Raw genomic sequence first — 23472 nt, forward strand, 5'->3', positions numbered from 1 at the left:
CGCGAAGCCGAGTGCCGCGAGCCCGAGGAGCGCGAGGGCGAGCACGGCGCGCGGGCGGCGACGCCCGCGCCGGCGCCGGGTCGGCCGCAGAACGCCGGTCAGGCGGAGCCGGTCCTCACGCATCGGACGTGGACCGCCTGGCGCGCGCGGCCGACCAGTCGTCGAGGTCGGCGATGTGATAGCGGACGTAGCGGCCGTGCTTGCGGAACCTCGGGCCGCCGCCTGCGACGCGCATCTTCTCGAGCGTCCGGCGCGACAGGCCGACGTAGTGTGCAGCCTGGGCGGTGTCGAGAAAGGGGCTGCCCTTCTTCGCGTTGGCGGCGCGAATGATCTCATCGTCCATGACGGACCTCCCCGGGTGACGGTGGGCAGCGACAGCGCAGGTCGCCGCTTCGACAGCGAGAATGCGCGCGCGAGGGGTGAGCCGGGGACGGGCGAAAACCGAGGTGGGTGTTTTCGCCCGGGAACGGAGTGCGAACCTGTGGAGCGACAACAGGCGAAAGCGGGCCGATGTCACGCGATCCCGGCTTCACGGCGCGATGCCGTCATGCCATGCTGCGCCGATGGTGACCCACTACGACATGCGCCCCGATGACGCGGGCTGGACGGTGTTCGACGCCGCAACCGGCCAGGCGGCGCGGGTGAACGGGGTGGCGCAGACCGGCCTCGATCTCGACGACGCGGACGACCTCGTCGACCTGCTGAATCGCCTGGCCGAGCAAGCCGAGGCGAGCCGGAAGCACTGATAGGGCCAGCCGGCGCCGCCCCGAAAGCGGTAGACATCGCTCGTCATCGCCCTTCGCCCTCCCCGAACAATGCCAGTTGCCGGGCCGCAGCAGGCGGCGGTGCGTCCTCTGTTTCGCCATAGGCATAGGCCCAGCCGGTGGCCGTGCGCCGGATCGGCGGGTCGTCCTGGCTCTCCCAGATGCGGTCGGCCTCGGCCTTACGGGAGGCGTGGAAATCGCTCGCCCGATGGCCGGACGGGCGCTTGCACCAGGTGCCGATACGGGCCCGACAGGTGGGGCACGCCACGGCCAGGATGGGGTGCCGGAACGCCGTGAAATCGACCTTGGCAGGGCGGTTGATGGGTGCGCGACTCATGCCACGCTCTCCCGCGCGGCATCGGCGCCCTGCCTCCCGGGTTGCAGCCCGTGCAGATAGTCGACGGCCCGTTGTGCATGGGCGGCGGCCTGGAAAACGGCCCGCTTGTCGTCCTTCAGGACCTGGAGCCAGGACGCCATATAGGCGGCATGGTCCTCCCGGACCTCCGGCGCGATGCCGAGGTCGGCGCAGAGAAAAGCCGCCCCGATCTCGGCGACCAGCTCCTCGCGGGCGTAACCTTCGTCGCCCCACCGCTTGCGCCCCAGATCGCGGTCGAGCCGGGACGGGTGACGCGTCCAGTGGGTGAGTTCATGGGCCAGGGTCGCGGCGTAGCTCTCGGCGTCGCGGAAGGTCTCGGCGGGTGGCATCTGGACGTAGTCGGGCTGGATCGCGTAATAGGCCCGGTCGCCGCCGTGGCGGATGTCGGCGCGGGTATTGGCGAAGAAGGCGTCGGCCTGCTCGATCCGCGCGACGGGGCTCGCCGGCTCCTCGGCGCGGGCGTAATAGTGGTCGGGCAGGCCCTCGATCTGCTCGCAGTTGAAGACGGTGTAGCCCTTGAGATAGGGGATCTCGCGCTCGCTCTCCTCGCCGTCCTCGTCCGTCTCGGTCGCCGTGAAGCTGTTGGCGTAGACGACGAGCATGCCCGTCTCGCCCTTGCGGACGAAGCCGCCCAGCTCCTTCGCCTGCCGGAAGGTCATCCAGATTGGGCAGGCGTGGCCTTGCGCCGCGGCCGCCATCCACAGCATCACGACGTTGATGCCGCGATAGGGCGTCCCGTTGTGCCGCAGCGGCCGGGTGATGCGCCCGGCCAGATGCTCGGCGTTCCAGGGCTTCACCCAGGGGCGCACGCCCTGCTCCAGATCGGCGACGATCTTGTCGGTGACGCGGCTGTAGACGTCTTGCCGGTTGCTAGCTCGGACCGTCGCCGCGTCGGGCTTCCTGCCGCCAGCGCGCCGCCGCTGCGCCGACTCTTGGACATGGATACTCATGGATCGGGCTCCTTTCCGGGACGGGCCGGCGAAAGCCTCTCTCTCGCCTCGGAGACCCGTCGCGACAGGACGCGCGACCCTCTCGCTCTCGCGGAGCGGCGGCGGCGACTGGCGGAATGTGACTGCGGGAATGCTGGGCGTGGCCTTGCCCGAAAGCCTTCCCGACAAGCGCGGGAGACGGGTGTCGGCGGACCCTCGGCAGCGCGCCAGCGCTGCCCTCGCGCCAGGCGATCGTGACCCGGAGGGCCGAGACCCCGGAGGGGGCTCGGCGAGCTTAGGCTGGCGGCGGCGGCCGGACAGCCGCCGTCGGGAGGCTTAGCGAGTAGAGCGCGGTGCCCGCGTCAGCGGGCAGGCGCCCGATCCGTCCAGCACGTTCTTACTATGGGAACCGCGCTCCTATCGGACGCCCGACAAAAGGAGGCTGGTCGCGCACGAACACGTCATCAAGGAGGAGTCCGGACCCTGAAAACGGCACTCCATGAGGTGCGATCGAAAGGCTCTCGTCGATGCCAAGCGCTGGCGACGCTATCGACGGAACCGATGCAACTGGATGGAGGGCGATGCGCGAAAGTCGGCCAAGAACAAACACACGGAGCATCGTGGGAGAGACGTATCTCCCGGCCTCTCGCATCTATCAAGTCCGGGGCTTGCGCGCGCCGGCGAGCGACCCTGCGGACAGGACGAAGGGCGCCCCGCCGGGAGGCGGGGCGCCCAAGGGCCGGAGCGGCGGGAAGGCTTACCGGCTCCAGATCAGGCTGTAGACGCTCTCGTCGGCCTCGGTCTGCACCAGGTTGGCGTAGATCGCGGCGGGGAAGCTCGGGTCGTCGAGCTTGACCGAGACGTATCCCCGCTGCTCGCCGTTCTTGGCGGTGCGCTTCCAGCCGGCGCCGAGCTCGACGGTCCCGGAGAAGACCCGGTAGTCGGGCGCGGCCTCGGAGGCCTTGTACTCGTCGGGGACGATGTTGGCTTTGACGCTGAGCGCCAGGGTGCGGATCGTGCCGGTGAAGCCGTTCGCGGTCTTGGTGAAGCTGCCGATGTTCGCCATTTCGAGTCTCCTGTTGCTCTCGGCCGCGCCCATCGCGGCCTTGATGGCGATCGGAAAGCCGAAGGGGGAGCGGGCCGCACCCGGAGGGCCGGAGCGCATGCGGAGGATGGCGCGGCCCGACTTTTTTGCTGCGCGAGGAAGCCGCGAGTCGGGGCCCCCACGCGACCTGTCGCGTGGGGTGACCGGGGCGGGGAAAAAAGTCAGGGCCAAGCCGTTGCGGCACCGCTCAGGGCGGCACAGCCGCCCGGCCCCGCAGGTAGATCGCCGAGCAATCAAGGCCCGCGTGGACCTGCGGGCGAGCGGAAACTCGCAGGAGACACATGGCGGAACGGCGGCCGTCGCCGATGACCGACGGCGCTTCCGGCACAGGACCTCCGCCGCGGTGACATCGCCAGCCCGCCATCGTCCGACGCACGCCTTTGAGGCAGATGCCCGGCCCGGGTGCGCCGCAGAGACCGGCCGGCGCCACGGAACGCCCGCCCAGGCGGTGGGCATCGGATCAACCGGCGAGGCACGACCGTGCCGGAGGAGAACGCGATCAGCCGGTGCACGGCCCCAGGGGACGCCGACCGATGCCGATCCGGAGCCGGTCCCCGTCGGCGCTGGTCGTGGCGCCCGATCCCCGGTGGGGCGATCGAGAGGTAAAAGGAAACCCTTTGACCGGGATGTGCGGCCGTGCGCCTCTTGACGCGACATGTATTTCCATTATTTTGGAGATATGGAGAAATCAAACGCCATGGCCGCTCTGGCGGCACTCGCGCAAGAGTCCCGCCTTGATATCTTCCGGCTGCTGGTGCAGTCCGGGGAAGAGGGCCTTGCGGCGGGCCAGATCGGGGAACGGCTGGGCCTGCCTTCGGCAACCCTGTCGTTCCATCTGAGCCAGCTCAAGCAGGCCGGGCTCGTGACATTCCGCCGGGACGGCCGCTCGCTGATCTACGCGGCCGAGTATGCCGCCATGAACGACCTGCTGGCCTACCTCACCGAGAATTGCTGCCGGGGCAATCCTGACGCCTGCGGCGTCGGCATCTGCACCCCCTCCGCCCCTGAAACGGTCAATCAAGGAGTCCGCCATGAAGCGCCTGCACGTGCACGTGTCCGTTGAGGACCTGTCCCAATCAATCCGGTTTTACAGCACGCTGTTCGCGGCTGAGCCGACGGTGCTCAAGCCTGATTATGCGAAATGGATGCTCGACGATCCGCACGTGAATTTCGCCATTTCGCAACGCGGGGCGACAGCGGGCGTGGAGCATCTCGGCATCCAGGTCGAGACGGCAGAGGAGTTGCAGGAGGTTTATGTCCGTCTGAAGACGGCGGATCGTCCCGTGCTCGAAGAGGGGGCTACCACCTGCTGCTATCACCATTCGGAAAAATCGTGGATCAGCGACCCGCAGGGCGTCGCGTGGGAAACCTTCCTGACGAGCGGTGAAAGCACGGTCTACGGTGACAGCCCGGACCTCGAGGCGACGGCCGCGGAGGCCTGCTGCACGCCGCAAACGGCTCAGGGCGTGTGCTGCGATGCGAAGCCCGAACTTGCGGCCAATGCTCCTTGCTGCGGGCCCGCTCCAGAGGTGGCGGCATGACGGAACGGCGTTACGACGTCCTGTTCCTCTGCACCGGCAATTCGGCGCGGAGCATCCTCGCGGAAAGCATCCTGCGCAAGGATGGAGGGGAGCGCTTCCGGGCCTTTTCGGCCGGAAGCAATCCCAAGGGCGAAGTAAACCCGTTCGCGCTCAAGGTCCTGGAAAGCACTGGCTATCCGACAGAGGGTCTGCGCTCGAAGAGCTGGGACGATTTCGCCCGACCGGACGCGCCGGTCATGGATTTCGTGTTTACGGTTTGCGACAACGCGGCCGGGGAGGTCTGCCCGGTCTGGCCGGGCCATCCCGTGACGGCGCATTGGGGCATTGAGGATCCTGCGGCCGTCGAGGGAACAGACATCGAAAAGCAGGCCGCCTTCGTTCAGGCGCTGCGCTCCCTCAAGACCCGGATTTCCCTGTTCACGATGCTGCCGCTCGCGAGTCTCGACAAGCTCGCCCTCAGCGCGAAGCTGCGGGCCATCGGTCAGGGCGACGGCGCGTCCTCGCCCCGGCCCAACCTGACCGAAGGAACCGAACGATGGACGTGATCATATACCACAACCCGCAGTGCGGCACGTCGCGCAACACGCTCGGCCTGATCCGGAATGCAGAGATAGAGCCGCATATCATCGAATATCTGAAAACCCCGCCGACGCGCGAAAAGCTGGTCGAACTGATCGGGCGCATCGGGATTCCGGTTCGGGATCTCTTGCGCCGCAAAGGCACGCCATACGACGAGCTGGGCCTGGATGATCCGAAATTTGCGGATGACGAGCTGATCGACCTGATGCTTGCTCATCCGATCCTGATCAACCGCCCGATCGTCGTCACGCCGCGCGGTGTACAGCTCTGCCGCCCCTCTGAAACCGTCCTCGATATCCTGCCGAACCCACAGCGCGGCGAGTTCCGCAAAGAGGACGGCGAGCTGGTCGTTGACGCGGCCAGGCGGCGTCCGGACAGCACGAACGAGAACGCTGGTTAGTGATGCAGGAAACCTTTACCCCCTCCGCCGAATCCTTCGCGGCCTCGGCCCCCGGGATCGGCTTTTTCGAGAAATGGCTGTCGGTCTGGGTCGCGCTCTGCATCGTGGCCGGGCTGGCGCTCGGCAACCTGTTTCCGGGCGCGTTCGAAACCCTCGCTTCATGGGAATACGCCTCGGTCAACTTGGTGGTGGCCGTGCTGATCTGGGCCATGGTCTATCCGATGATGGTCGCGGTCGATTTTGCCAGCCTGCGCCATATCGGCGACCGGCCCAAGGGGCTGGTGCTGACGGTTGTCGTCAACTGGCTCGTCAAGCCGTTTACAATGGCGGCCCTGGGCGTCCTTTTCTTCGAGTTCCTGTTCGCGGAACTGATCGCTCCGGCCGATGCGCAGCAATACATCGCCGGGCTGATTCTGCTCGGCGCGGCCCCCTGCACGGCCATGGTGTTCGTCTGGTCGCAGCTCACGCGCGGCGATGCGACCTACACACTCGTGCAGGTGTCGGTGAACGATGTCATCATGATTTTCGCCTTCGCGCCGATCGTCGCGCTGCTGCTCGGCGTCACCGACATCGCCGTGCCATGGGAAACCCTGCTGCTCTCGGTCGGCCTGTACATCCTGATCCCGCTTGCGGCGGGGGCGCTGACGCGCCGTTGGCTTGTGGCGCACGCGAACCGGAACGAGGGCGGCGAGGCGGCCGTGGCCCGGTTCACGGCGGCCGTGAAGCCGTTCTCCATGCTTGGGCTGCTGGCGACCGTCGTTCTCTTGTTCGGCTTCCAGGGGCAGGTCATTCTTGACCAGCCGGTGCTGATCGCTTTGATCGCGGCCCCGCTGCTGATCCAGTCCTACGGGATTTTCGCGTTGACTTACGCGGCGGCGCGGGCGTGGCGGGTGCCCTTCAACGTCGCGGCCCCTTGCGCCCTGATCGGCACGTCCAATTTCTTCGAGTTGGCCGTTGCCGTTGCCATCAGCCTGTTCGGGTTGAACAGCGGCGCGGCTCTGGCAACCGTGGTCGGCGTTCTGGTCGAAGTCCCCGTGATGCTCTCGCTCGTGGCCTTCGCCAACCGGACGCAGCGCCTGTTTCCGACAACCTGACGTAACGTGCTGCCGCTGGTCGGCTCCGGCTCCGTTACAGCTGTTGATCGTGACCACCCATTGACTTACCTGCTAAGGGTCTGCAGACGCGGGTTCGCCCACAAGGCCGATCTCCGCCAAGTAGCCCCGATCGGGCAAGCTGAGCGCCGCCCTTATCGCACTGTTCGGCGTCATCTTCCTCGGTAGGTCGGTAAGCGGCTATCCGCGCAAAGCCGGGCAATGGGTTAAGCAGCGGTAAGGGCGATCTCGCGCGAGCGGGACCGCCCAGAGGCGCGATCGCCGGGCGATGTCAAGGACCGCAACTACGCCGACGTTGGCAGGGTCGCCATCGAGCATTTTTCGGCGGTCGGGCAGAAGATTTGCCACCTCGACCGCCTTGCCGACGAGCTGCGGCGGATCAGCAGTTGTTGCCAGGGCGGGCGTATCGCGGATTGCCGAATTATCGAGGCCTTATCACCCTTGATTATATACCAGGGGCTCGGTTCGCACGGGTTAGATGGTGGATCATCCTTCGGTTCGTGTCCGGAGATATTCGATGAGAGCAGTAACGGGAAGAGCGAGAACGGCAATTCGCGAGCCGCCCGAGCGGGCCCCTGCTCCACATTGTTCCGCCGCCCATCATGTCCTGCGTTACCATCACGCATCGGGCACCCCGCCCGTTTTGTTTCGCCCGCGCGATTCGAGCAGGCCATCGACCAGCAGGAGGCCTACCCCACAGACCACCGCCGCGTCGGCGAGGTTGAAGGCGGGCCAGTGGTAACCGGCAACGTGGAAATCGAGAAAATCCGTGACTGCTTCGTGGCGCAGCCGGTCGAACAGGTTGCCGAGCGCACCGCCGATCGCCAGCCCGAGGGCGACGCTGATAAATCGGCTTTGCGCCCGCGACAGCCAGACGGACAGGGCCGCCACAATAGTCAGCCCGAGCAGGGTAAGTGCCCACCACGGCAGGCCATCGAGCATCCCGAAGCTGACGCCGGAATTGCGTACGAGGACGAGGTTCAGAACGGGGAGTACTTCGAGGCCGGTCGACAAGGCAGGTGAGCCAAGCGCAAGCACCTTGGTGCCCTGATCAAGAGCGAATGCCGCGACTGCGCAGGCGATCCCGATCCGCCGACCTGCCCCGGTCATGCCTTCGCGTCCCGCAGGTCGCTGCGCGCATCGCGGATGATCGACCATGAGGATTGCAGGAACAGCCCGGCGATCACGACCGCAACGACAAGATCGGGCCACGCCGTGCCGGTCCAGGCAACGAGCCCCGCCGCAACGACCACAGCCGCGTTGCCGATCGCATCATTGCGCGAGAACAGCCAGACCGCCCGCACGTTGGAATCGCCTGTCCGGTGTGGGATGAGGACGAGCGCCGCCGCCACATTGACGGTAAGTGCAATGATACCGAGCAGTCCCATCAACTCTGCTTCGGGCTGGTGTTCCACCAGCACGCGATAAACCGTGGTACCCAGGACGCCCAAGCCGAGCCCGCCAAGGAACAGGCCCTGAATGAGCGCCGAGCGGGCACGCCAGACTAGACTCCAGCCAATGGCAAGAATGCCGAGAAAGGTGATCAGGCCATCCCCGAGAAAATCGAGCGCGTCGGCTTTTAGCGCCTGCGACCCCGCAATGAAGCCGCCGCCCATCTCGATAACGCCGTAGCCCACATTGAGCAGGATGACGATCCAAAGCGCCCGCCGGTAGGCCGGAGTGATGTGGCTCAGATGTTTCGGCAGGTCGCCGTCATCGCCTCGGGCGTCCGCCGCAGCCAGGTCAAGTCGGTCGATCTGGTAGCCCATGCCCGACACCGCGCGTTCGACCTCCGGCAGCCGCGCGGCGGGATTGTCTACACGCAGCGTCATGATCTGGGTGGCGGTCGAAACCTTCACATTCTCCACGCCGACCGCGCGCACCGCCCTTTCGATCTTGGCGGCGCAGGACGCACAATCCATACCGGTGATGCGATATCGTGCTGTTCGATCTTCCATCGAAGCGGTTACGCTCATGACGATCTTCCATAGGTCAGACAGATAACGTATCATTACTTACTGATATGTCGAGCAAAACCGAACTCATACAGCGGGTGGACCCCCGTAGCGTCGAACTACGGGCAAAGCTGTTCCGGGGGCTGGGCGACCTCTCGCGGCTATCGATCCTGGACGCGCTGCGTGCGGGACCACTGTCGGTCGGGGAGATTGTCGCGATGACCGGCCTGTCGCAGTCGAACGCCTCAAACCATCTCCGTTGCCTGAGCGAATGCGGTCTTGTCGCAGGCGAGCAGCGCGGGCGCTTTGTCCATTACAGCCTGAGCGATTCCCGGCTGGAAGCATTGCTAAGCCTCGCGGATGAGCTGCTGACCGGAACGGCGCAGGGCGTTGACCCATGCCGGAATTACAAAGACGAACCACCGACCTGAGCCCTCGAAAAAGGTTCCTCTTTGAGAGGCGTTGCGGTGGAGACGGATGCGAGAAGAGTGCATCCGGGCGTGCCGGATCGACAGCACGGACGCGCAGGAAAAGGGCGATCCCGCGCGAGCGGGACCGCCTAGGGTCGCGGCCGCCGGCCGATGTCAGGTGTCGGCACTGTAGCGCCGCACCGGAATGCGCCGTGCCTTGGCCTTGTCGACGAGGTTCTCGGTGATGCCCGAGCCCGGGAAGGCGACGACGCCGATCGGCATCGCCTCCAGCATCGCGTCGTTACGCTTGAAGGGGGCGGCCTTCTGATGGCGAGCCCAGTCGGGCTTGAAGACGACCTGCGGCACACCGCGGTTGTCGGCCCATTTGGCGGCGATCAGCTCGGCGCCGCGCGGGGCGCCGCCGTGCAGCAGAACCATGGCGGGATGCTTGGCCTTGACCTTGTCGAGGGCGGCCCAGATGCGGTGATGGTCCTGATAGTCGACGCCGCCGGTGACGAGGATGCGAGGACCCTCGGGCAGGAAGATCTCGGTCTCGGCCCGGCGCTTGGCGTTGATGAAGTCGCGGCTGTCGATGACGGCGGCGGTCAGGGCGCGGTGATTGACCTTGGAGCCGGACATCGGCTTCCAGGCCGAGCCGGTGCGCCTCTCGAACAGCTCGGCCGCATGGTCGCGCAGGAACTCGAAGGTATTGCGCCGCTCGATGAGCGTCAGGCCCTGGGCGATCAGCCGCTCGAGCTCGACCGACCTGACCTCGGAGCCGTCCTGCTCGCGCTGGGACCGGCGCTGGGCGTCCTCGTTGTCGTCGAGGTCGCGCTGGACCCGATCGATCTTGCGATGGAAGAGATTGACGACGGACCAGAGCAGGTCGGCGAGATCGTCCTCGAGCCGGGTCTCACCGAGCATTTGGGCGAGGATGTCGAACATGTCGTTGAGCGCTCCCTCGCAGGCATCGGCGTCCGGCAACGGCCGGTGATCGGGCTCGTCCTGGTGCGGCCGGTGGCCGTAGAGTGCCAGTTCGTCGAGCAGATAGGCGGTGGGCGACTGCGCCGGGCCGGCGAGGCCGTTGCGGGTCGCGAGGGGGTTGGTGCCGTTGATCGCCATGAGTGGTCTCCTTGTAAGGGAAGGCCGCGCCCATCGCGGCCTTGCTGGCGATCGGGGGGACCGGAGGCGCGCGGCGGCCGCACCCGGAGGGCCGGAGCGCACGCGGAGGATGGCGGGGACCGGCTTTTTTGATCCGCGAGGAATGGCCGCGCTCGGCGCGACCAGGGGAAAAAAGCCGGTCCCCGCCATTGCGGTCCCGGCGCGAGGGCGGCCGTTCGCCGCCCGACCTCCGGTAGATCGCCTGCCGAGCAAGGCCGGCGCGGGCCCGTTCCCGGAGCGCCGGGGAGACGGCCGGCGATGCCAGCAGCGCCGCCTCCCTTACCGCACCCCTTTCCGGCGCGGCCAGGGCAGCAGGCCGAGGGACGCTCGCGCGGACGATCAGCCGGTCGGCCGTAGCAAGACGTCGGCGATCTGGTCGCGCGCGTGCCGGCGCAGGTGCGCAGGACCGAGACGACGCAGATCGTCGTTGAAGTCGTCGAGGCACGGCACGAGGTCGCGGACGGCGACGCCCTGGGCCTCCGCCCGGTCGCGGAGACGGGCCGCGGCGCGGACGCCGGCGTCGCCGTTGTCGCGGGCGATGACGAGCTGGGCGAGACCGGCCGGCAAGAGCAGCGCCGCCAGATGGTTGGCGGTAAGCGCCGAGATCATGGGTAGCTCGGGCAGGACGGATTTGAGCGAGAGCACCGTTTCGATGCCCTCGCCCGCCAGAAGGCGGTCGGTGGCGCGGCCGAAGCGGATGCCATGACCGAGCAGGACGCCCAGGACCTTGCGCGGCGCGTCGAGGTCGGCGACAGACAGGCGCTCGACATCGAGCCAGGTCCGGTTGACGCCGACGATGCGGCCATCGAGGTCAGTGATGGCGGCAAGCATGGCGGGAATCCGGCGGAGCGGCGCCCGGTCGTGGGCGCGATAGTAGACGGACGGGTGGAAGCGCAGCGCCGGAAAGCCGACCGCGGTGATGCCGCGCGCGCGGAGATAGGCCTCGGCGGGCGTGTCGGGGATCGGCCGGCCGGCGCAGAACAGGCGCCGCGCGGCCTCGGGCGTGGACCCGCGCTCATAGGACCGCGGGCGCCGGGGTTCCGGGGTCGAGCGCGGCAGGGCGAGAAAGCTGCGGGCTTCACCCATGGCCTCGCCTGCGGCGCCGGACGCGCAGCGCAAACGGATGAGGTCCAGGAGATCGCCATGCTCGCCGGTCGCGGCGTCGGTCCACTTGCCGGCGGCGCCCGGACCCGCGAGCGGGCCGTCGAGACGGACATAGAGGCTGCGTCCCTTCCTGTTCTGGACGTCGCCGACGAGCCAGTAGCGCCCGGCGCGGCGCCCGTTGGGGAGATATCGGCGGCAGACGTCTTCGGCGTGCGCCGCGAGATGCCGTGCGAGGACAGCGGCGGGATGCTCGGTCATGGCGCCCTCCCACGCTCAAATCCGCGCCTGCGCGGTGCCCTGAAGAAACGGGTGGCGGTCGAGGAGCCGGCCGAGAATGGCAACGCCCGCATCCGTCGTGGGAATGAAGAGGCGCAGCCGCCAGGTGATGATCTCGCTCATCAGGCCGAGCGCCTTGAGCTGATCGACGGCGCCCGCCGGGAAGCCCGCGACCTCGAAGCGCTCGGCGTCCATGATGCGGGCGCGGCGCAGGCTCAGGCCGCCGGCAAGGGCGACGCTGGCGCCGCGCTCCATGACCGCGGCCCAGACGTCCTCCGCCGAGAGCGCGTGGTCGGCGTCGACACCGAGCGCGGCATAGACGGCGCCCAAGGCCTCGGGAGTCACAAGGCGGCCGATGACCCGCTCGCCGTCGTCGGTTTGCAGCCGGTAGACGCGCATGTTGTCGCCGGGCAGACGGTCCCAGATCGGCAGCAGGAGCCCGGTGATGACGTGGAACTCGGTCGTCGAGAACGGAGGAGTCTCGTCGACCTCCTTCTGCCAGAGGGTTCCGAAGCCGGTGTTCTGCGAGGCCTCCCAGCGTGAGGCTGCGTAGTCGCGAACGCTCATGGTCTCGCGGCTCATGGGCCGGACCAGGCGCACGCGCTCTTCGACGCTGCCGTCATCGTACATGCGGCTGGGCGCGGGGATGCGCACGGCGGCGCGGTCGGAGACGGGGTTGACGATCAGCTCGCCATGGTGCCGCAGTGCGACCTTGTGGGCCGCATCCAAGCCGAGCGGCCGGTTGCGGTCCTTGCGCCGGACCCGGTAGCTCCGCGTCTCAGCGCCGGTGGCGGCATGGGTAAAGACGGTGCGCCGCTCGGTGATCGCGAAACTCTCGGCGATCAGCGTCTCGACGCCGACATCGTAGGTGCCCGACGCGATGGCGCCCTCGATCTGGGACTCGAGCCGCGCCTCGAACGCCTCGAAGAGCGCGTTCTGCAGTTCGATGCGCAGCGCCAGCATGCGGTTGAGGAAGCGGGTGATCGGCGGCAGGTCCTCCTTGAGGCTGCCGTCCTGGTCGGTCAGCTCGAGCCCGGTGTGCTCGGCGAAGGCGGATAGCGAGCAGCAGGCGATGCGCCCGGCGTGGAGTGCCTGGTAGAACTGCCGCAGCGCCGCCTTGGCATAGGGGCTCTCGAGATTGTCGTCGGCCCGGAACAGGCCCTGGCCGCCGGTCTGGCGCTGGCCGCGGGTGATGGCGCCGAGCGTGTCGAGCCGGCGGGCGATGGTCGAGAGGAACCGCTTCTCGCCCTTGACGTCGGTGGCGACCGGCCGGAACACCGGCGGCTGGGCCTGGTTGGTGCGGTTGGAGCGCCCGAGCCCCTGGATTGCGGTGTCCGCCTTCCAGCCGGGCTCCAGCAGGTAGTGGATGCGCAGGCGCCGGTTCCTGGCCCCGAGATCGGCGTGGTAGCTGCGCCCGGTGCCCCCGGCATCGGAGAAGACGAGGATGCGCTTCTCGTCGTCCATGAAGGCCTGCGTCTCGCCGAGATTGGCCGAGGCTGGCCGGCTCTCGACGCAGAGCCGGTCGCCGCCGGCGCCGGCCTTGCGCACGACGCGCTTCGATCGCCCGGTAACTTCGGCCACCTGCTCTGTCCCGAAGTGCCAGACGATCTGGTCGAGCGCCGCCTGGACCGGCGGCAGCGCGGCCAGATGCTCGATCAGGCGGTCGCGCCGCTCGACCGCTTCGCGCGAGACGACCGGGTTGCCGTCGGCGTCGTAGACCGGCCGCGACATGAGGTTGCCGTCCGCGTCGGAGAAGACCTCGAAGAGCTGCGTCGGGAAGGAGTGGGCGAGATAGTCGAGGACGTACTCGCGCGGCGTGATGTCGACCGCGATGTCCGACCATTCGGCGGCCGGGATTTCGGCGAGCCGCCGGTCGAGCAGCGCCTCGCCGGTCGAGACCACCTGCACCACGACGGCGTGACCGGCCTCGAGGTCGCGCTCGATCGCCTTGATCAAGGTCGGGCACTTCATGGCGGTCAGGAGATGGTTGAAGAAGCGCTGCTTGTTGGACTCGAAGGCCGAGCGCGCGGCGCCCTTGGCGTTGCGGTTCAAGGTGCCTTCGGGACCCGTGATGTTGACGGCTTCGAGCGCCGCCTCGATGTTCTGGTGGATGATCTTGAAGGCGTCGGCATAGGCGTCATAGATGGAGACCTGCTCCGGCGTCAGGTCGTGCTCGACGATCTCGTAGACGACACCCTCGTAGGAGAGCGCGCGGGAGGCGTAGAGGCCGAGCGCCTTGAGGTCGCGCGAGATCACCTCCATCGCGGCGATGCCGCCCGCCTCCATGGCGGCGATGAACTCGACCCGCGAAGCGAAGGGGAAGTCGCCCGTGCCCCAGAGACCGAGCCGGGCGGCATAGGCGAGGTTGTTGACCGTGGTGGCGCCGGTCGCGGAGACGTAGACGACACGGGCATTGGCGAGGGCGTTCTGCAAACGCAGGCCCGCCCGGCCCTGCTGCGAGGGCGCCTTCTCGCCGCGGGCGCTCTTGTCACCGCCGGCGTTGGCCATGGCGTGCGCCTCGTCGAAGACGATGACGCCGTCGAAGTCACGCCCCAGCCAGTCGACGATCTGCTTGACCCGCGAACATTTGCCCTGGCGCTCCTGGGTCCGCAGGGTCGCGTAGGTGGTGAAGAGGATGGCGTCGCCGAGCTGGATGGCGGCGCCCTGCCGGTACTGCGCGAGCGCGATGATGTCGCTCTTGGCGCCGCCGAGCGCGGTCCAGTCGCGCACCGCGTCCTCGATCAGCTTGTCTGACTTGGAGATCCAGAGCGCCCGGCGCCGGCCCTTGAGCCAGTTGTCGAGGATGATACCGGCGACCTGGCGGCCCTTGCCGGCGCCGGTGCCGTCGCCCAGGAACCAGCCGCGCCGGAAGCGCACGGCGCCCGCGGTTTCGAGGTCAACGGCGTTCACCGTGTCGAAGGTCTCGTCGACAGCATAATGGCCGGTGAGGAAGCCCGCATGGGCCTCGCCGGCATAGATCAGGCTCTCGAGCTGGGCGTCGGAGAGGACGCCGTCGGTGACGAGCCGTTCGGGGATGTGAGGCCGGTAGCGGGGCTTGGGCGGCGCCACCGAGGCCATGGCGGCGGACTGGACGAGCCTGGTCGGATGCGGCCTGGCGCCGGCAATGACGACGGACTGCACCTCGTAGCCCTCGTAGAGCGCCTCGGTGATCGCCTTGTCGGCCGGCGTCCAGTCGCGGGTCGCATAATCGAGCTCGACCGCGGTCGCGGCATCGAGCCGGTGCGCCGGCCGGCGCAGCGGCGGCGTGCGCTCGGGCGCGGGCGATCCGTTAACCGGAACGGCGGAGCGCCGCGGCGTGACAACGGCCACGGCTTTGGTGCCATCGGCGCGGGCGACGGCGCCGGGCAGCGGCACGCGGTCGGGAACGTGATGCTCGACCAGCGCGAGGAGAGCCTCGACGGAGTCGGCCACGCCGTGGATTGCCGGAAGCGCACTCGGCGCGTCTGCTGGCCGCTTGTCGATCACGGTGAGCCGGGTCTCGGCCGTGGTGCCATGCCGGGCATAGACCTTGCCGGCGAGCCCGGCCGAGAAGACAATGCGGCCCCTCTCCTGCCACCGCTCGAACGTCTCGCGCCAGGTCGGATTATCGGGCGCGAAGCCGTTGCCGGTGATCGCGACCAGCCGGCCGCCGTCCGCGAGACGGGCGAGCGCCGCGCCGAGGTGCCTGGCGGTGGCGGCGCGGTAACGGCCCGCCACGGCGGGCGACGCCGAGAACGGCGGGTTCATGAGCACCACGCTCGGCCGCAGGCCGGGCGGCAGGTGATCATGAATCTGCTCGGCGTTGTGGCGGGTGACCGGCGCCTCGCGGTAGAGACGGGCCAAAAGGCCGGCGCGGGTCTCGGCGGTCTCGTTGAGCGCCAGCGCGGCGCCCGCTATCTGCGCGAAGACGGCGAGTAGGCCGGTGCCGGCCGAAGGCTCCAGGACGAGGTCACCGGGACCGATCCCCGCCGCCCGGGCGGCGACGGCGCCGAGCGTGAGGGGCGTGGAGAACTGCTGGAGGTGCTGGGACTCTTCGGAACGCCGGGTCTGGCTGGGCACGCGCGCGGCAAGCCGCCCCAGCATAGCGAGCAGGTCGGCGGATGCCGCGGCCTGCGCGGCCATGGCCGGGCCGAACTTCTGGAGGAACAGGACCTGGGCGACCTCGACAGCCTCATAGGCGTCCTTCCAGACCCAGGCGCCTTCGGCATCGGAGGCGCCGAGCGCCTCCTCCATGGCGGTCCGCAGGAGCTGGGTGTCGAGGACGCGGCCCTTCTCGAGGAGGCGGGCGAGGATAGTCCCGGCATGGAAAAGCCCCGAGATCTTGTCCGGGGCCTGAGCGGAGAACAGGGGAAGCGCCGCCCCTTGGCGGGGCGCGGCAGCGGTCGTCGGCATGGCGGATCTCCGAGAGCGAGGGACGGGCGCCCGGACGGGTCGTGCTCTCTCGTCCCGCCCGGGCTTCGCCCGTTCCCCGGTCTCCCTCTCGCTCTCGTCTCGGAGCGGCCCCGGCCGGCGAGGCGCGAAGCGCCACCGGCCGGGCCGCTCCGAGGTGCCCTCAAGGGCTCCGGTCGGTCAGCGTGTAGAGATCGCCGTTCTCGTCGCGACGGATATCGTAGACCCCGGAATCAAGCCCCTCGGTGTCGTAGTCCTTGACCAGCACGCGCACCGCGCCGCCCTCCGCGATCACGCCCTGAACGACGCCGCCCTCCATGATCACGGTCACGGTGGGCGGTTCGCCCTCCTCGGTGAAGCGGCCGGGGATCGGCAACGCCGAGGCGAAGCCGGACCAGGGGTCGGCATCGGCGCCTTCGGCGACCGCGTCGATGAAGGTCGGGCCGCAATGGTCGAGCGCCTTCCAATGGGGATCGTCGTTGGCCCTCTCGATGGCCTGTTCAAGGGCGGCATCGAGGCTCTCCGCCTCCACTTCGACGGTGTTGGCGTGATAGGCGGCGTAGCCGCATTGCACGGTGTAGATGGTCATGGCGTGTCTCCGTCGTTCGAGCGGTTGAGGGGATGGCCGAGGCGGAGCGCCGCGTCGTCGAGCAGCCGCGTCGCGGTGACGATCGAACCGACCACGCGGGCGGCCTCGGTATAGACGCTCAAGGGGTATCGGGCCTCGAAATAGAGGTCGCGCTCGATGCCGAGGCCGAGCCGGCCCTTGACGCTTTCGAGCTCGCTCAGGCGCACGGGGCCGAGCTCGGGAAAGCCGAGCCCGAGATCGCAGAGCCCGAACAGGATGTCGGGCTCGTCCGGGTCCATCTGGATGATGAGCCAGGTGGCGGCGCCGCAGGGGTCGAAGAACTTGACCACCGGCCGGTGGTCCTCGTCGGGCCTGCGGCCATTCTCGAGCAGCCGGCGCTCGATCTCCTTGGTGATGAGCTTCATGGGAGACTCCCGTCAGCGACGGGCGGCGAAAGCCTCTCTCTCGCCTGGAAACCCGTCGCCGACGGGGCGCGGCCCTCTTCCTTTGGGCAGCCCGCACAGATTCGGGCGGCGGGGGGCTCGCACGCAATCGCGGCAATTCCTGTCAGGAGTGCGCTGCGGTCTCGAACGGGCGGAATGTGTGCGGGACGGCCTCGGGGAGCTGATCTATCCAGAGACGATTTCCGTTTCGCTCGGGAGGATTCACTCGGAAAGGGCACTGCATTTTCAGGCTCAAGCAGAGCGCGGATCCGACAGGTTCAGGGCGGCTCCGGCCAAGCTCATGACCATGGCCAAGAAATCCCAACCGCCCAGTCTGACGCCGTCAGCGAGCCACAGCCACAGCAGGGACGCAGAAAGGTGGAGGCGATCAGGCTCGCCACCCCGGGCACGACAGGATGGACCTTCCCAAGCGCAGCCACGCCCAGAAGGCGAAGCATCCCGCGATCTCCGCGAGAGCGGCGGCGATATAGACGGGGACACTCAATCATCCGGCCGTGCTGCGTCCGGAAGGGCCAGTTGCAAAGAGCACGTCCACGATCGGGCAATCCGGTGTACTTCCGCCTTCGCAGCGGGCGGCTGTCTCTGCGAGAGTCCGTTCCATGCGCCGGAGATCGGAAATCTTGCGGCGGATGTCCTTCAAGTGCGTGAGGGCGGCGCCTTTCACCTCGTCGCAGCTATAGCCGCCTTCGACCAGGTCGAGCAGGTTGCGAATTTCGTCGAGGGTGAATCCCAACTCGCGGCTGCGCCGGATGAAGGACAGCCGCTTGAGGTGATCGTCCGGATAGAGTCGGTGGCCGCCCTGGGTGCGTGGCGGTGGCGGCAAAAGCGCGATCTTCTCGTAATACCGGATCGTCTCGATTTTGACGCCGGTCCGTTGCGACAGCGCCCCGATGCTGAAATCCCGTTTTGCCGCCAAATCTTCTCCTTGAATCTGTAGTTCCTACAGGTCCTAGCATGGATGATTATGCGGGCTTGGGTCAACGGAACGGCTGGACTCGGCGCGGCGTTCATCAGCCTGGTCACGGGCTTGGGCGCGGTCGCCGCTTCGTCCTGCTGCGTCCTGCCACTCGCGCTTTCTGTCGTCGGATTCGGCGGCGCATGGCTCAGCGGGGTGAGCGAGCTGGTTTTCTACCGGCCCTATTTCCTGATCGCGGCGGCCGTCACCCTCGCCATGGGCTGGGTCGTGGTCCTGCGGCGGCGGCCGATCGTCTGCACGGCAGACGACGCGTGCGCCCGGCCTCAGCGGAGTTGGCTGACCTTCGGCACGCTAGGCCTGTCTACGCTACTGGTCGGCGTAGCCGCGGCATGGAGCTGGATCGGGCCCGCCGTGATGGCCGCCCTACTCCGGTTGGCGGAGGGGACAGCTTGAACGACCGGAACCTACTGCAGGTCGGAATCATCGGCACCGTCGTAGTGGCGCTGCGTTGCTTTACGCCGATTCTGGTGATCCTGCTCGGTGTCGTAGGATTGTCGGCGCCCGGCGGGTGGCTGGATTACGTGCTGTTGCCCGCCCTCGCAATGTTCATCGGAAGCACGGCTTACGCGCTTTGGAGAAGGCAACGAACAATATGACGGAGCTGCAATCGACCATTGCCTGCCCGGCTTGCGGGCACCGGCAGACGGAAGTCATGCCGACGAACACCTGCCAGTTCTTCTATGACTGCAAGAGCTGCGGCGTGGTGCTGCGGCCGCATCGGGGCGATTGCTGCGTGTTCTGCTCGTTCGGCTCGGTCCCCTGCCCGCCGGTGCAGGCGGCTCGCCGGACGGGTGCTGAATCCGGAACTTGCTGCGCAACCTGATCATTGGCGGTGTCGTGACTGAAAAGTTCGACCTCATCGTGATCGGGACGGGCACGGCGGCGCGGGTTGCGGCCATGCGCTGCCGTGCGGCTGGCTGGACCGTCGCCGTGATCGACTGCCGTCCGTTCGGCGGCACCTGCGCCCTGCGCGGCTGCGATCCGAAGAAGATGCTCGTCGGCGGGGCCTCCGCCCTCGACCATGCCCGGCGCATGGAGGGTAAGGGCATTGTGTCGGATGGGCTACATATCGCCTGGCCGGGGCTGATCGCCTTCAAGCGCAGCTTCACCGATCCGGTGCCGCAGAGGCATGAGGAAGGCTATGCCGCAAAGGGCATTGTCACCTTCCACGGACAGGCACGGTTCACCGGCCGGAACAGCATCGCGGTCGAGGGGCAGACGCTCGAAGCCCGGCACATCCTGATCGCCACGGGGGCACGGCCGGTAACGCTCGGCCTTCCCGGCGAGGAGCACCTGATCACGAATGAAGAGTTCCTTGCCCTCGAGGCGCTGCCGCAGCGGATCGTCATGGTCGGCGGCGGCTACATCGCCGCCGAGTTCTCGCATATCGCGGCGCGGGCTGGGGCGCAGGTCACGCTGCTGCAACGGGGCGAGCGCATGCTGACCCATTTCGAGCCGGAGCTGGTCGGCTGGCTCATGGAGAGGTTCCAGGTAATCGGGATCGACGTGCGGACCGGAACAACCGTCGAGGGTGTCGAGAAGACCGGGAGCGGATATCGAGTGAACGCCTCATCGGGCGGGCAGGTCGTTACCGTCGAGACGGACTTGGTGGTTCATGCGGCGGGCCGCGTGCCCGCTATTGACAGCCTCGATCTGAAGGCCGCCATGGTGGCGGTGAAGGATGGCCGTTTGCAGCTCAACGAACACCTACAAAGCGTCTCAAACCCGGCTGTCTATGCGGCAGGAGATGCCGCCAACTCAGGCCCGCCACTCACGCCAGTATCGAGCCATGATGCCAAGATCGTGGCCGCGAACCTGCTGGAAGGGAACCGGCACAAGCCCGACTATCGTGGTGTCCCAAGCGTCGCTTTCACGATTCCGCCCATTGCGGCCGTAGGCCTCAGTGAGGCGGAAGCGCGCCGGAAAGGCCTCAAATTCCGCGTGCAGACGCAGAAGGCTTCCGACTGGTTTACGGCTCGACAAGCGGCCGAGCCGGTCTATGTCTTCAAGACAATGGTCGAGGACGGGACCGAGCGCATCCTTGGCGCGCATCTCGTCGGCCCGCACGCCAATGAGGTCATCAATCTCTTCGCTCTGGCGATCCGCCATGGGCTGACGGCCGAGGCCCTGAAATCCACCATGTTCGCCTACCCGACCGGGGCCTCGGACATCGGCTATATGCTGTAAAGGCGTCCTGTTGGGGGGCCGGCCCCAACCTTCGGTGCGCGGACGGCGCTCAAGCCCTAAGTCGACCCTCATCGGCAGCCGACCATCCGTCTTGAAAGTCTGGCAGCTGATATAGCCGCCCCTCCCCGGATATCAGGTGCGAACCTGATGATTTGCGGCCGCTCGTACGCGCCATCAGCGAATACTGTGCACTTGCCCGCAGCGCCGTTTGGGTCGTCGATTCGCCTGCTGATTGGCCGTGTTGCCCGGAGCGCGGCATCGGCTCATGCCGCTTGCCGCACGTGTTCGCAGCGGTGGGTTTCAATGGTTACGTGCGAGAGCTGCGACAGCCCCTGGAGCTTCGCTTTGTAATAGCCGGGTGCTTGGGGACGATCGGATACGACCGATACGATCACCGCCATATGGCCGGGACCGATCCGCCACAGATGCAGATCGGAGACCCGATCCCCGCCCTGTTCGAGCGTATGACGGATCCGCTCCGACAAAGCGCTGTCCGGCACCGTGTCGAGCAGGACCGCCCCCGCGCCGCGTAGCAGGCCCCATGACCAACGGGCAATCACGACACCTCCCACAATGCCCATGAGCGGGTCCATCCACAGCCAGCCGTAAAATCGCCCGGCGAGAAGGCCGATAATCGCCAGAACAGAGGTCAGGGCGTCTGTGAGGACGTGGAAATAGGCCGAATGCAGGTTGTGATCCTGATGACCATGCGCATGCCCGCGCCGGTGATCATCGTGCCAACCATGGTCATGGTGCTGACGATCGTGATGATCACCATCGCGGAGCAGCCAGGCGCTCGCCAGATTGACGAGCAAGCCCAGAATGGCCACGGCGATGGCCTCGTTGAACTGGATCGGGATAGGAGCGGTCAGGCGGAGCACGGACTCGAAGCCGATCAGCAGGGCGATGACCGCCAGGATGACCGCGCTCGAATATCCGGCCAGCTCTCCGAGCTTGCCGGTTCCGAAGGTGAAGTGCGCGTCATGGGCATGGCGGCGGGCATAGAGATAGGCGACAGCCGCAATCGTCAGCGCCCCGGCATGGGTCGCCATGTGGAAGCCATCGGCGAGCAGCGCCATCGACCCGAACATGGCCCCGGCGATGATCTCTCCCACCATCATCACGGCCGTCAGGGCAATGACAATCCAGGTCCGCCGCTCGTTACGGTCATGATCCACACCCAGGAAGACATGCTCGTGCCGCCAGGATTCGACGGAATCAGAGTGCATTCGATGACTCCGCTCAAAGGTATTTCGTGATCTCGCGAAACGCCGCGATCTTCTGCTGCACGTCAGGCGGCAGCGGTCCGGTGACCTCGCCCAGATGGTGGTCGATGTGGTCGAGAATCAGCATCTGCTTCGTCTTTTCAAGGGCCCTGATCACCGCCTGCATCTGCTGGGCGATGGCTAGCCCGTCCCGTCCCTCCGCGACCATGCGGACGACGGATGCGAGGTGGCCTTCAGCGCGGCGAAGACGCTTGAGGATGTCCGGATTGTCTGCGTGACTCATGGTCCGATCCTATCCCCCTGGAGAGGATACAGTCAAACGCGAGAAGTCGTGCGAGGGTATCCGTGTTTGCGACAGATCCTCTGGGCCTGGCGAGGTGCGTCGGAGAAACGCCCCCTCTTGACCGAGTTCGACGCCCGCGGGAGGGACGCGATGTCATTGGCCGACAAGGTCCCGCGCCACAGCGAAACACTAGAGCACTTCGCGACCGCATGGAATCGCTGAAGGGGATTCCCATTTGGGCTGAGGTGTGATTCATCGTGAAGGCTGGTGAGGAGGCCAGCCTTCATGACCAGACCTCTCTCCCTCGATCTCAGGCAGCGTGTCGTGGACGCGATCAACGCGGGCCAGAGTTGCCGTGCGGCAGCGGCCCGGTTCGGCATCGCCCCGTCGGCGGCGGTGAAGTGGCACCGGCTCTGGCGCGAGACAGGATCGGTGGCGCCGCGGGCGCAAGGCGGGGACCGGCGCTCCGAGCGGATCGAGGCGCTCGGTTCCGCGATCTTCGCCATGGTCGAGGAGGCGGCGCACATCACGCTGGCCGAGATCTCCGAGCGCCTCGCGGTCGAGCACGGCGAGCGTTTCGCCCCCTCGACCGTGCACCGCTTCTTCCGCCGCCACGGCTGGACGTTCAAAAAAAGTCGGCCCACGCCGCCGAACAGGAGCGCGCCGACGTCGCCGCCGCCCGCCAGGCCTGGTTCGAGGCGCAACCGGACCTGGACCCCGAACGGCTCGTCTTCATCGATGAGACCTGGCTGAACACGAAGATGACCAGGCTCCGCGGCCGGGCGCCGCGAGGCGAGCGCCTGCGATCCCCGATCCCGCACGGGCACTGGCGCACCACGACCTTTGTCGCCGGGTTGAGGCTGTCGGGGATCGACGCGCCGATGGTGATCGACGGAGCGATCAACGGCGACAGCTTCCTCGCCTATGTCCGGCAGGTTCTCGGGCCGACGCTCCGGCCGGGCGACGTAGTGATCATGGACAATCTCGGCAGCCACAAGGGCGTCGCCGTGCGCGAGGCCATCGAGGCTGCCGGCGCGGAGCTCCGCTTCCTGCCGCCCTACAGCCCCGACTGCAATCCGATCGAGAACGCCTTCGCCGAGCTCAAGGCCCTCGTCCGCAAGGCCGCCGCCCGCACCCGCGACGCCCTCTGGAACGCCGTCGCCACCGCGCTCGATGCCTTCACACCCGACCAATGCCGGAACTTCTTCACCGCCGCAGGTTATGAACCCAAATGATGGGAATCTGCTCTAGGCGTCGATGACCGAGACGTTCAGCTGCGCGAGCATGTCGCGTAGGGTCTGCGCCTCTTCGTGAAACACCTCGTCGAGATAGCTGGGGTCGCTGTCGCTCTCGATACCCCACAGGCCGGGACTCTCGACGGTCTGGATCACGGCCACTTCGCCGAGACCGATGAGGAAGCTGGCCCGAGCCTTGAGGCCGATGCAGTGCCACGCGCCCGCGCGGTAGGCCGCCAGCCGCTCGGCGTTCTGCGCGGCATATTCGGGACTGGCATCGGGTTCTAGGTACGACAGGTCCGGGTCCGGATCGTATTCCTCGATGCGCTTGATGTCGTGCGTGCGCACGGTCATGAGACGCTGGCCCGGCTCGCGGTCGAGCATGCGGTAGTTCGTTATCATGATGGATCTCCGGGATCGGAAACATGGAGG

The 23472-nt window shown here is 67.4% G+C and carries 27 protein-coding genes and 1 pseudogene; 12 read left to right on the forward strand and 16 right to left on the reverse strand.

Annotated features, from left to right (window positions below; all coding sequences use genetic code 11):
• Positions 1-115: 115 nt before the first annotated feature.
• Complete coding sequence (locus E4P09_RS14320) at positions 116-343, reverse strand: helix-turn-helix transcriptional regulator (protein WP_137390339.1); 228 nt, start codon at positions 341-343, stop codon at positions 116-118.
• Positions 344-539: 196 nt separating this feature from the next.
• On the opposite strand from E4P09_RS14320, the gene E4P09_RS14325 reads away from it, so the two are divergent.
• Entirely contained in the window at positions 540-746 is a 207-nt protein-coding gene (locus E4P09_RS14325) for a hypothetical protein (RefSeq protein WP_338049006.1), read from the forward strand.
• Positions 747-789: 43 nt separating this feature from the next.
• Here E4P09_RS14325 and E4P09_RS14330 read toward each other — a convergent pair whose 3' ends face one another.
• From E4P09_RS14330 to E4P09_RS14340, 3 genes are all read right to left on the reverse strand, one after another.
• Positions 790-1101 carry a zinc finger domain-containing protein gene (locus tag E4P09_RS14330; RefSeq protein WP_137390340.1) on the reverse strand — a complete coding sequence of 104 codons (312 nt, stop codon included), beginning with the start codon at positions 1099-1101 and terminating at the stop codon, positions 790-792.
• Positions 1098-2090: an ArdC family protein gene (locus E4P09_RS14335; RefSeq protein ID WP_137390341.1), complete on the reverse strand. Its 993-nt coding sequence runs from the start codon at positions 2088-2090 to the stop codon at positions 1098-1100. Before E4P09_RS14335 ends, E4P09_RS14330 begins: the two co-directional genes overlap by 4 nt.
• Before the next feature lie 736 nt (positions 2091-2826).
• A complete protein-coding gene (locus E4P09_RS14340) occupies positions 2827-3135 on the reverse strand; it encodes a DUF736 domain-containing protein (RefSeq protein ID WP_137390342.1) in 309 nt (102 codons plus the stop codon).
• A 736-nt stretch (positions 3136-3871) separates the two neighbouring features.
• On the opposite strand from E4P09_RS14340, the gene E4P09_RS14345 reads away from it, so the two are divergent.
• From E4P09_RS14345 to arsB, 5 genes are read left to right on the forward strand one after another with little or no spacing between them, the layout of a single operon-like run.
• Complete coding sequence (locus E4P09_RS14345; RefSeq protein ID WP_428977715.1) at positions 3872-4237, forward strand: ArsR/SmtB family transcription factor; 366 nt, start codon at positions 3872-3874, stop codon at positions 4235-4237.
• A complete protein-coding gene (locus E4P09_RS14350) occupies positions 4206-4715 on the forward strand; it encodes an ArsI/CadI family heavy metal resistance metalloenzyme (protein ID WP_137390344.1) in 510 nt (169 codons plus the stop codon). The genes E4P09_RS14345 and E4P09_RS14350 overlap by 32 nt, the downstream gene beginning before the upstream one ends.
• The gene (locus E4P09_RS14355) at positions 4712-5260 is read left to right on the forward strand and encodes an arsenate reductase ArsC (protein WP_137390345.1); all 549 of its coding nucleotides are present in this window, start codon (positions 4712-4714) and stop codon (positions 5258-5260) included. Before E4P09_RS14350 ends, E4P09_RS14355 begins: the two co-directional genes overlap by 4 nt.
• A complete protein-coding gene (gene arsC / locus E4P09_RS14360; RefSeq protein ID WP_137390346.1) occupies positions 5251-5694 on the forward strand; it encodes an arsenate reductase (glutaredoxin) in 444 nt (147 codons plus the stop codon). The genes E4P09_RS14355 and arsC overlap by 10 nt, the downstream gene beginning before the upstream one ends.
• A gap of 2 nt (positions 5695-5696) precedes the next feature.
• On the forward strand, positions 5697-6788 hold the full coding sequence (arsB, locus tag E4P09_RS14365) for an ACR3 family arsenite efflux transporter (RefSeq protein ID WP_137390347.1): 1092 nt from the start codon (positions 5697-5699) through the stop codon (positions 6786-6788).
• 636 nt (positions 6789-7424) lie between these two features.
• On the opposite strand, the gene lspA is transcribed toward arsB, so the two are convergent.
• Both lspA and E4P09_RS14375 read right to left on the reverse strand, forming a co-directional pair.
• Positions 7425-7916, reverse strand: coding sequence for a signal peptidase II (lspA, locus tag E4P09_RS14370; protein ID WP_205042125.1), 492 nt, complete (start codon positions 7914-7916; stop codon positions 7425-7427).
• Positions 7913-8782, reverse strand: coding sequence for a cation efflux transmembrane domain-containing protein (locus tag E4P09_RS14375; RefSeq protein WP_137390349.1), 870 nt, complete (start codon positions 8780-8782; stop codon positions 7913-7915). The genes lspA and E4P09_RS14375 overlap by 4 nt, the downstream gene beginning before the upstream one ends.
• A gap of 47 nt (positions 8783-8829) precedes the next feature.
• Here E4P09_RS14375 and E4P09_RS14380 point away from each other — a divergent pair, with 47 nt between their 5' ends.
• Positions 8830-9192: an ArsR/SmtB family transcription factor gene (locus tag E4P09_RS14380; protein ID WP_137390350.1), complete on the forward strand. Its 363-nt coding sequence runs from the start codon at positions 8830-8832 to the stop codon at positions 9190-9192.
• 153 nt (positions 9193-9345) lie between these two features.
• On the opposite strand, the gene E4P09_RS14385 is transcribed toward E4P09_RS14380, so the two are convergent.
• From E4P09_RS14385 to E4P09_RS14415, 7 genes and pseudogenes are all read right to left on the reverse strand, one after another.
• Complete coding sequence (locus tag E4P09_RS14385) at positions 9346-10293, reverse strand: DUF2493 domain-containing protein (RefSeq protein WP_137390351.1); 948 nt, start codon at positions 10291-10293, stop codon at positions 9346-9348.
• Positions 10294-10671: 378 nt separating this feature from the next.
• Positions 10672-11694: a DUF7146 domain-containing protein gene (locus E4P09_RS14390; protein ID WP_137390352.1), complete on the reverse strand. Its 1023-nt coding sequence runs from the start codon at positions 11692-11694 to the stop codon at positions 10672-10674.
• Between the two features lie 15 nt (positions 11695-11709).
• Positions 11710-16104: a strawberry notch-like NTP hydrolase domain-containing protein gene (locus tag E4P09_RS14395; RefSeq protein ID WP_137390353.1), complete on the reverse strand. Its 4395-nt coding sequence runs from the start codon at positions 16102-16104 to the stop codon at positions 11710-11712.
• Between the two features lie 160 nt (positions 16105-16264).
• Positions 16265-16690: a hypothetical protein gene (locus E4P09_RS14400; protein ID WP_137390354.1), complete on the reverse strand. Its 426-nt coding sequence runs from the start codon at positions 16688-16690 to the stop codon at positions 16265-16267.
• Positions 16687-17094, reverse strand: a complete 408-nt coding sequence (locus tag E4P09_RS14405) for a DUF2958 domain-containing protein (RefSeq protein ID WP_137390355.1) — start codon at positions 17092-17094, stop codon at positions 16687-16689. Before E4P09_RS14405 ends, E4P09_RS14400 begins: the two co-directional genes overlap by 4 nt.
• A gap of 270 nt (positions 17095-17364) precedes the next feature.
• Positions 17365-17617: pseudogene (locus tag E4P09_RS26240) on the reverse strand (YnfA family protein).
• Positions 17618-18049: a MerR family transcriptional regulator gene (locus tag E4P09_RS14415; protein ID WP_137390356.1), complete on the reverse strand. Its 432-nt coding sequence runs from the start codon at positions 18047-18049 to the stop codon at positions 17618-17620.
• Positions 18050-18097: 48 nt separating this feature from the next.
• Here E4P09_RS14415 and E4P09_RS14420 point away from each other — a divergent pair, with 48 nt between their 5' ends.
• The 4 genes from E4P09_RS14420 to E4P09_RS14435 are packed head-to-tail and all read left to right on the forward strand — an operon-like array spanning position 18098 to position 20296.
• Positions 18098-18502, forward strand: coding sequence for a mercuric transporter MerT family protein (locus E4P09_RS14420; RefSeq protein WP_170984444.1), 405 nt, complete (start codon positions 18098-18100; stop codon positions 18500-18502).
• On the forward strand, positions 18499-18705 hold the full coding sequence (merF, locus tag E4P09_RS14425) for a mercury resistance system transport protein MerF (RefSeq protein WP_239025200.1): 207 nt from the start codon (positions 18499-18501) through the stop codon (positions 18703-18705). The genes E4P09_RS14420 and merF overlap by 4 nt, the downstream gene beginning before the upstream one ends.
• The gene (locus tag E4P09_RS14430; RefSeq protein ID WP_137390359.1) at positions 18702-18932 is read left to right on the forward strand and encodes a GDCCVxC domain-containing (seleno)protein; all 231 of its coding nucleotides are present in this window, start codon (positions 18702-18704) and stop codon (positions 18930-18932) included. The genes merF and E4P09_RS14430 overlap by 4 nt, the downstream gene beginning before the upstream one ends.
• A 14-nt stretch (positions 18933-18946) precedes the next feature.
• Positions 18947-20296 (forward strand): dihydrolipoyl dehydrogenase family protein, encoded by a 1350-nt coding sequence (locus E4P09_RS14435; protein WP_137390360.1) that lies wholly within the window; start codon positions 18947-18949, stop codon positions 20294-20296.
• A gap of 263 nt (positions 20297-20559) precedes the next feature.
• Here E4P09_RS14435 and dmeF read toward each other — a convergent pair whose 3' ends face one another.
• Together dmeF and E4P09_RS14445 are read right to left on the reverse strand one after the other, a co-directional pair.
• Positions 20560-21525, reverse strand: a complete 966-nt coding sequence (gene dmeF, locus E4P09_RS14440; protein WP_137390361.1) for a CDF family Co(II)/Ni(II) efflux transporter DmeF — start codon at positions 21523-21525, stop codon at positions 20560-20562.
• A gap of 13 nt (positions 21526-21538) precedes the next feature.
• On the reverse strand, positions 21539-21805 hold the full coding sequence (locus E4P09_RS14445; protein ID WP_137390362.1) for a metal-sensing transcriptional repressor: 267 nt from the start codon (positions 21803-21805) through the stop codon (positions 21539-21541).
• Between the two features lie 285 nt (positions 21806-22090).
• Between E4P09_RS14445 and E4P09_RS14450 the strand changes: the two genes are divergently transcribed.
• Positions 22091-23040 (forward strand): IS630 family transposase gene (locus E4P09_RS14450; protein WP_137390363.1). Its coding sequence is split into 2 segments (ribosomal slippage): positions 22091-22433 and positions 22433-23040, totalling 951 coding nucleotides; the frame shifts between segments, so codons are not numbered across the junction.
• A gap of 12 nt (positions 23041-23052) precedes the next feature.
• On the opposite strand, the gene E4P09_RS14455 is transcribed toward E4P09_RS14450, so the two are convergent.
• A complete protein-coding gene (locus tag E4P09_RS14455; RefSeq protein ID WP_137390364.1) occupies positions 23053-23442 on the reverse strand; it encodes a hypothetical protein in 390 nt (129 codons plus the stop codon).
• Positions 23443-23472 lie beyond the last annotated feature (30 nt).

The organism is Rhodoligotrophos defluvii, from assembly GCF_005281615.1.
GTDB lineage: Bacteria > Pseudomonadota > Alphaproteobacteria > Rhizobiales > Im1 > Rhodoligotrophos > Rhodoligotrophos defluvii.

What these genes read in the sequence shown, in the direction of transcription:
- E4P09_RS14320 (WP_137390339.1), bottom strand. Translation starts at nt 343, where the DNA reads ATGGACGATGAGATCATTCGCGCCGCCAACGCGAAGAAGGGCAGCCCC.
- E4P09_RS14325 (WP_338049006.1), top strand. Translation starts at nt 540, where the DNA reads ATGCCGTCATGCCATGCTGCGCCGATGGTGACCCACTACGACATGCGC.
- E4P09_RS14330 (WP_137390340.1), bottom strand. Translation starts at nt 1,101, where the DNA reads ATGAGTCGCGCACCCATCAACCGCCCTGCCAAGGTCGATTTCACGGCG.
- E4P09_RS14335 (WP_137390341.1), bottom strand. Translation starts at nt 2,090, where the DNA reads ATGAGTATCCATGTCCAAGAGTCGGCGCAGCGGCGGCGCGCTGGCGGC.
- E4P09_RS14340 (WP_137390342.1), bottom strand. Translation starts at nt 3,135, where the DNA reads ATGGCGAACATCGGCAGCTTCACCAAGACCGCGAACGGCTTCACCGGC.
- E4P09_RS14345 (WP_428977715.1), top strand. Translation starts at nt 3,872, where the DNA reads ATGGCCGCTCTGGCGGCACTCGCGCAAGAGTCCCGCCTTGATATCTTC.
- E4P09_RS14350 (WP_137390344.1), top strand. Translation starts at nt 4,206, where the DNA reads ATGAAGCGCCTGCACGTGCACGTGTCCGTTGAGGACCTGTCCCAATCA.
- E4P09_RS14355 (WP_137390345.1), top strand. Translation starts at nt 4,712, where the DNA reads ATGACGGAACGGCGTTACGACGTCCTGTTCCTCTGCACCGGCAATTCG.
- arsC (WP_137390346.1), top strand. Translation starts at nt 5,251, where the DNA reads ATGGACGTGATCATATACCACAACCCGCAGTGCGGCACGTCGCGCAAC.
- arsB (WP_137390347.1), top strand. Translation starts at nt 5,697, where the DNA reads ATGCAGGAAACCTTTACCCCCTCCGCCGAATCCTTCGCGGCCTCGGCC.
- lspA (WP_205042125.1), bottom strand. Translation starts at nt 7,916, where the DNA reads ATGACCGGGGCAGGTCGGCGGATCGGGATCGCCTGCGCAGTCGCGGCA.
- E4P09_RS14375 (WP_137390349.1), bottom strand. Translation starts at nt 8,782, where the DNA reads ATGAGCGTAACCGCTTCGATGGAAGATCGAACAGCACGATATCGCATC.
- E4P09_RS14380 (WP_137390350.1), top strand. Translation starts at nt 8,830, where the DNA reads ATGTCGAGCAAAACCGAACTCATACAGCGGGTGGACCCCCGTAGCGTC.
- E4P09_RS14385 (WP_137390351.1), bottom strand. Translation starts at nt 10,293, where the DNA reads ATGGCGATCAACGGCACCAACCCCCTCGCGACCCGCAACGGCCTCGCC.
- E4P09_RS14390 (WP_137390352.1), bottom strand. Translation starts at nt 11,694, where the DNA reads ATGACCGAGCATCCCGCCGCTGTCCTCGCACGGCATCTCGCGGCGCAC.
- E4P09_RS14395 (WP_137390353.1), bottom strand. Translation starts at nt 16,104, where the DNA reads ATGCCGACGACCGCTGCCGCGCCCCGCCAAGGGGCGGCGCTTCCCCTG.
- E4P09_RS14400 (WP_137390354.1), bottom strand. Translation starts at nt 16,690, where the DNA reads ATGACCATCTACACCGTGCAATGCGGCTACGCCGCCTATCACGCCAAC.
- E4P09_RS14405 (WP_137390355.1), bottom strand. Translation starts at nt 17,094, where the DNA reads ATGAAGCTCATCACCAAGGAGATCGAGCGCCGGCTGCTCGAGAATGGC.
- E4P09_RS14420 (WP_170984444.1), top strand. Translation starts at nt 18,098, where the DNA reads ATGCGGGCTTGGGTCAACGGAACGGCTGGACTCGGCGCGGCGTTCATC.
- E4P09_RS14430 (WP_137390359.1), top strand. Translation starts at nt 18,702, where the DNA reads ATGACGGAGCTGCAATCGACCATTGCCTGCCCGGCTTGCGGGCACCGG.
- dmeF (WP_137390361.1), bottom strand. Translation starts at nt 21,525, where the DNA reads ATGCACTCTGATTCCGTCGAATCCTGGCGGCACGAGCATGTCTTCCTG.
- E4P09_RS14445 (WP_137390362.1), bottom strand. Translation starts at nt 21,805, where the DNA reads ATGAGTCACGCAGACAATCCGGACATCCTCAAGCGTCTTCGCCGCGCT.
- E4P09_RS14455 (WP_137390364.1), bottom strand. Translation starts at nt 23,442, where the DNA reads ATGATAACGAACTACCGCATGCTCGACCGCGAGCCGGGCCAGCGTCTC.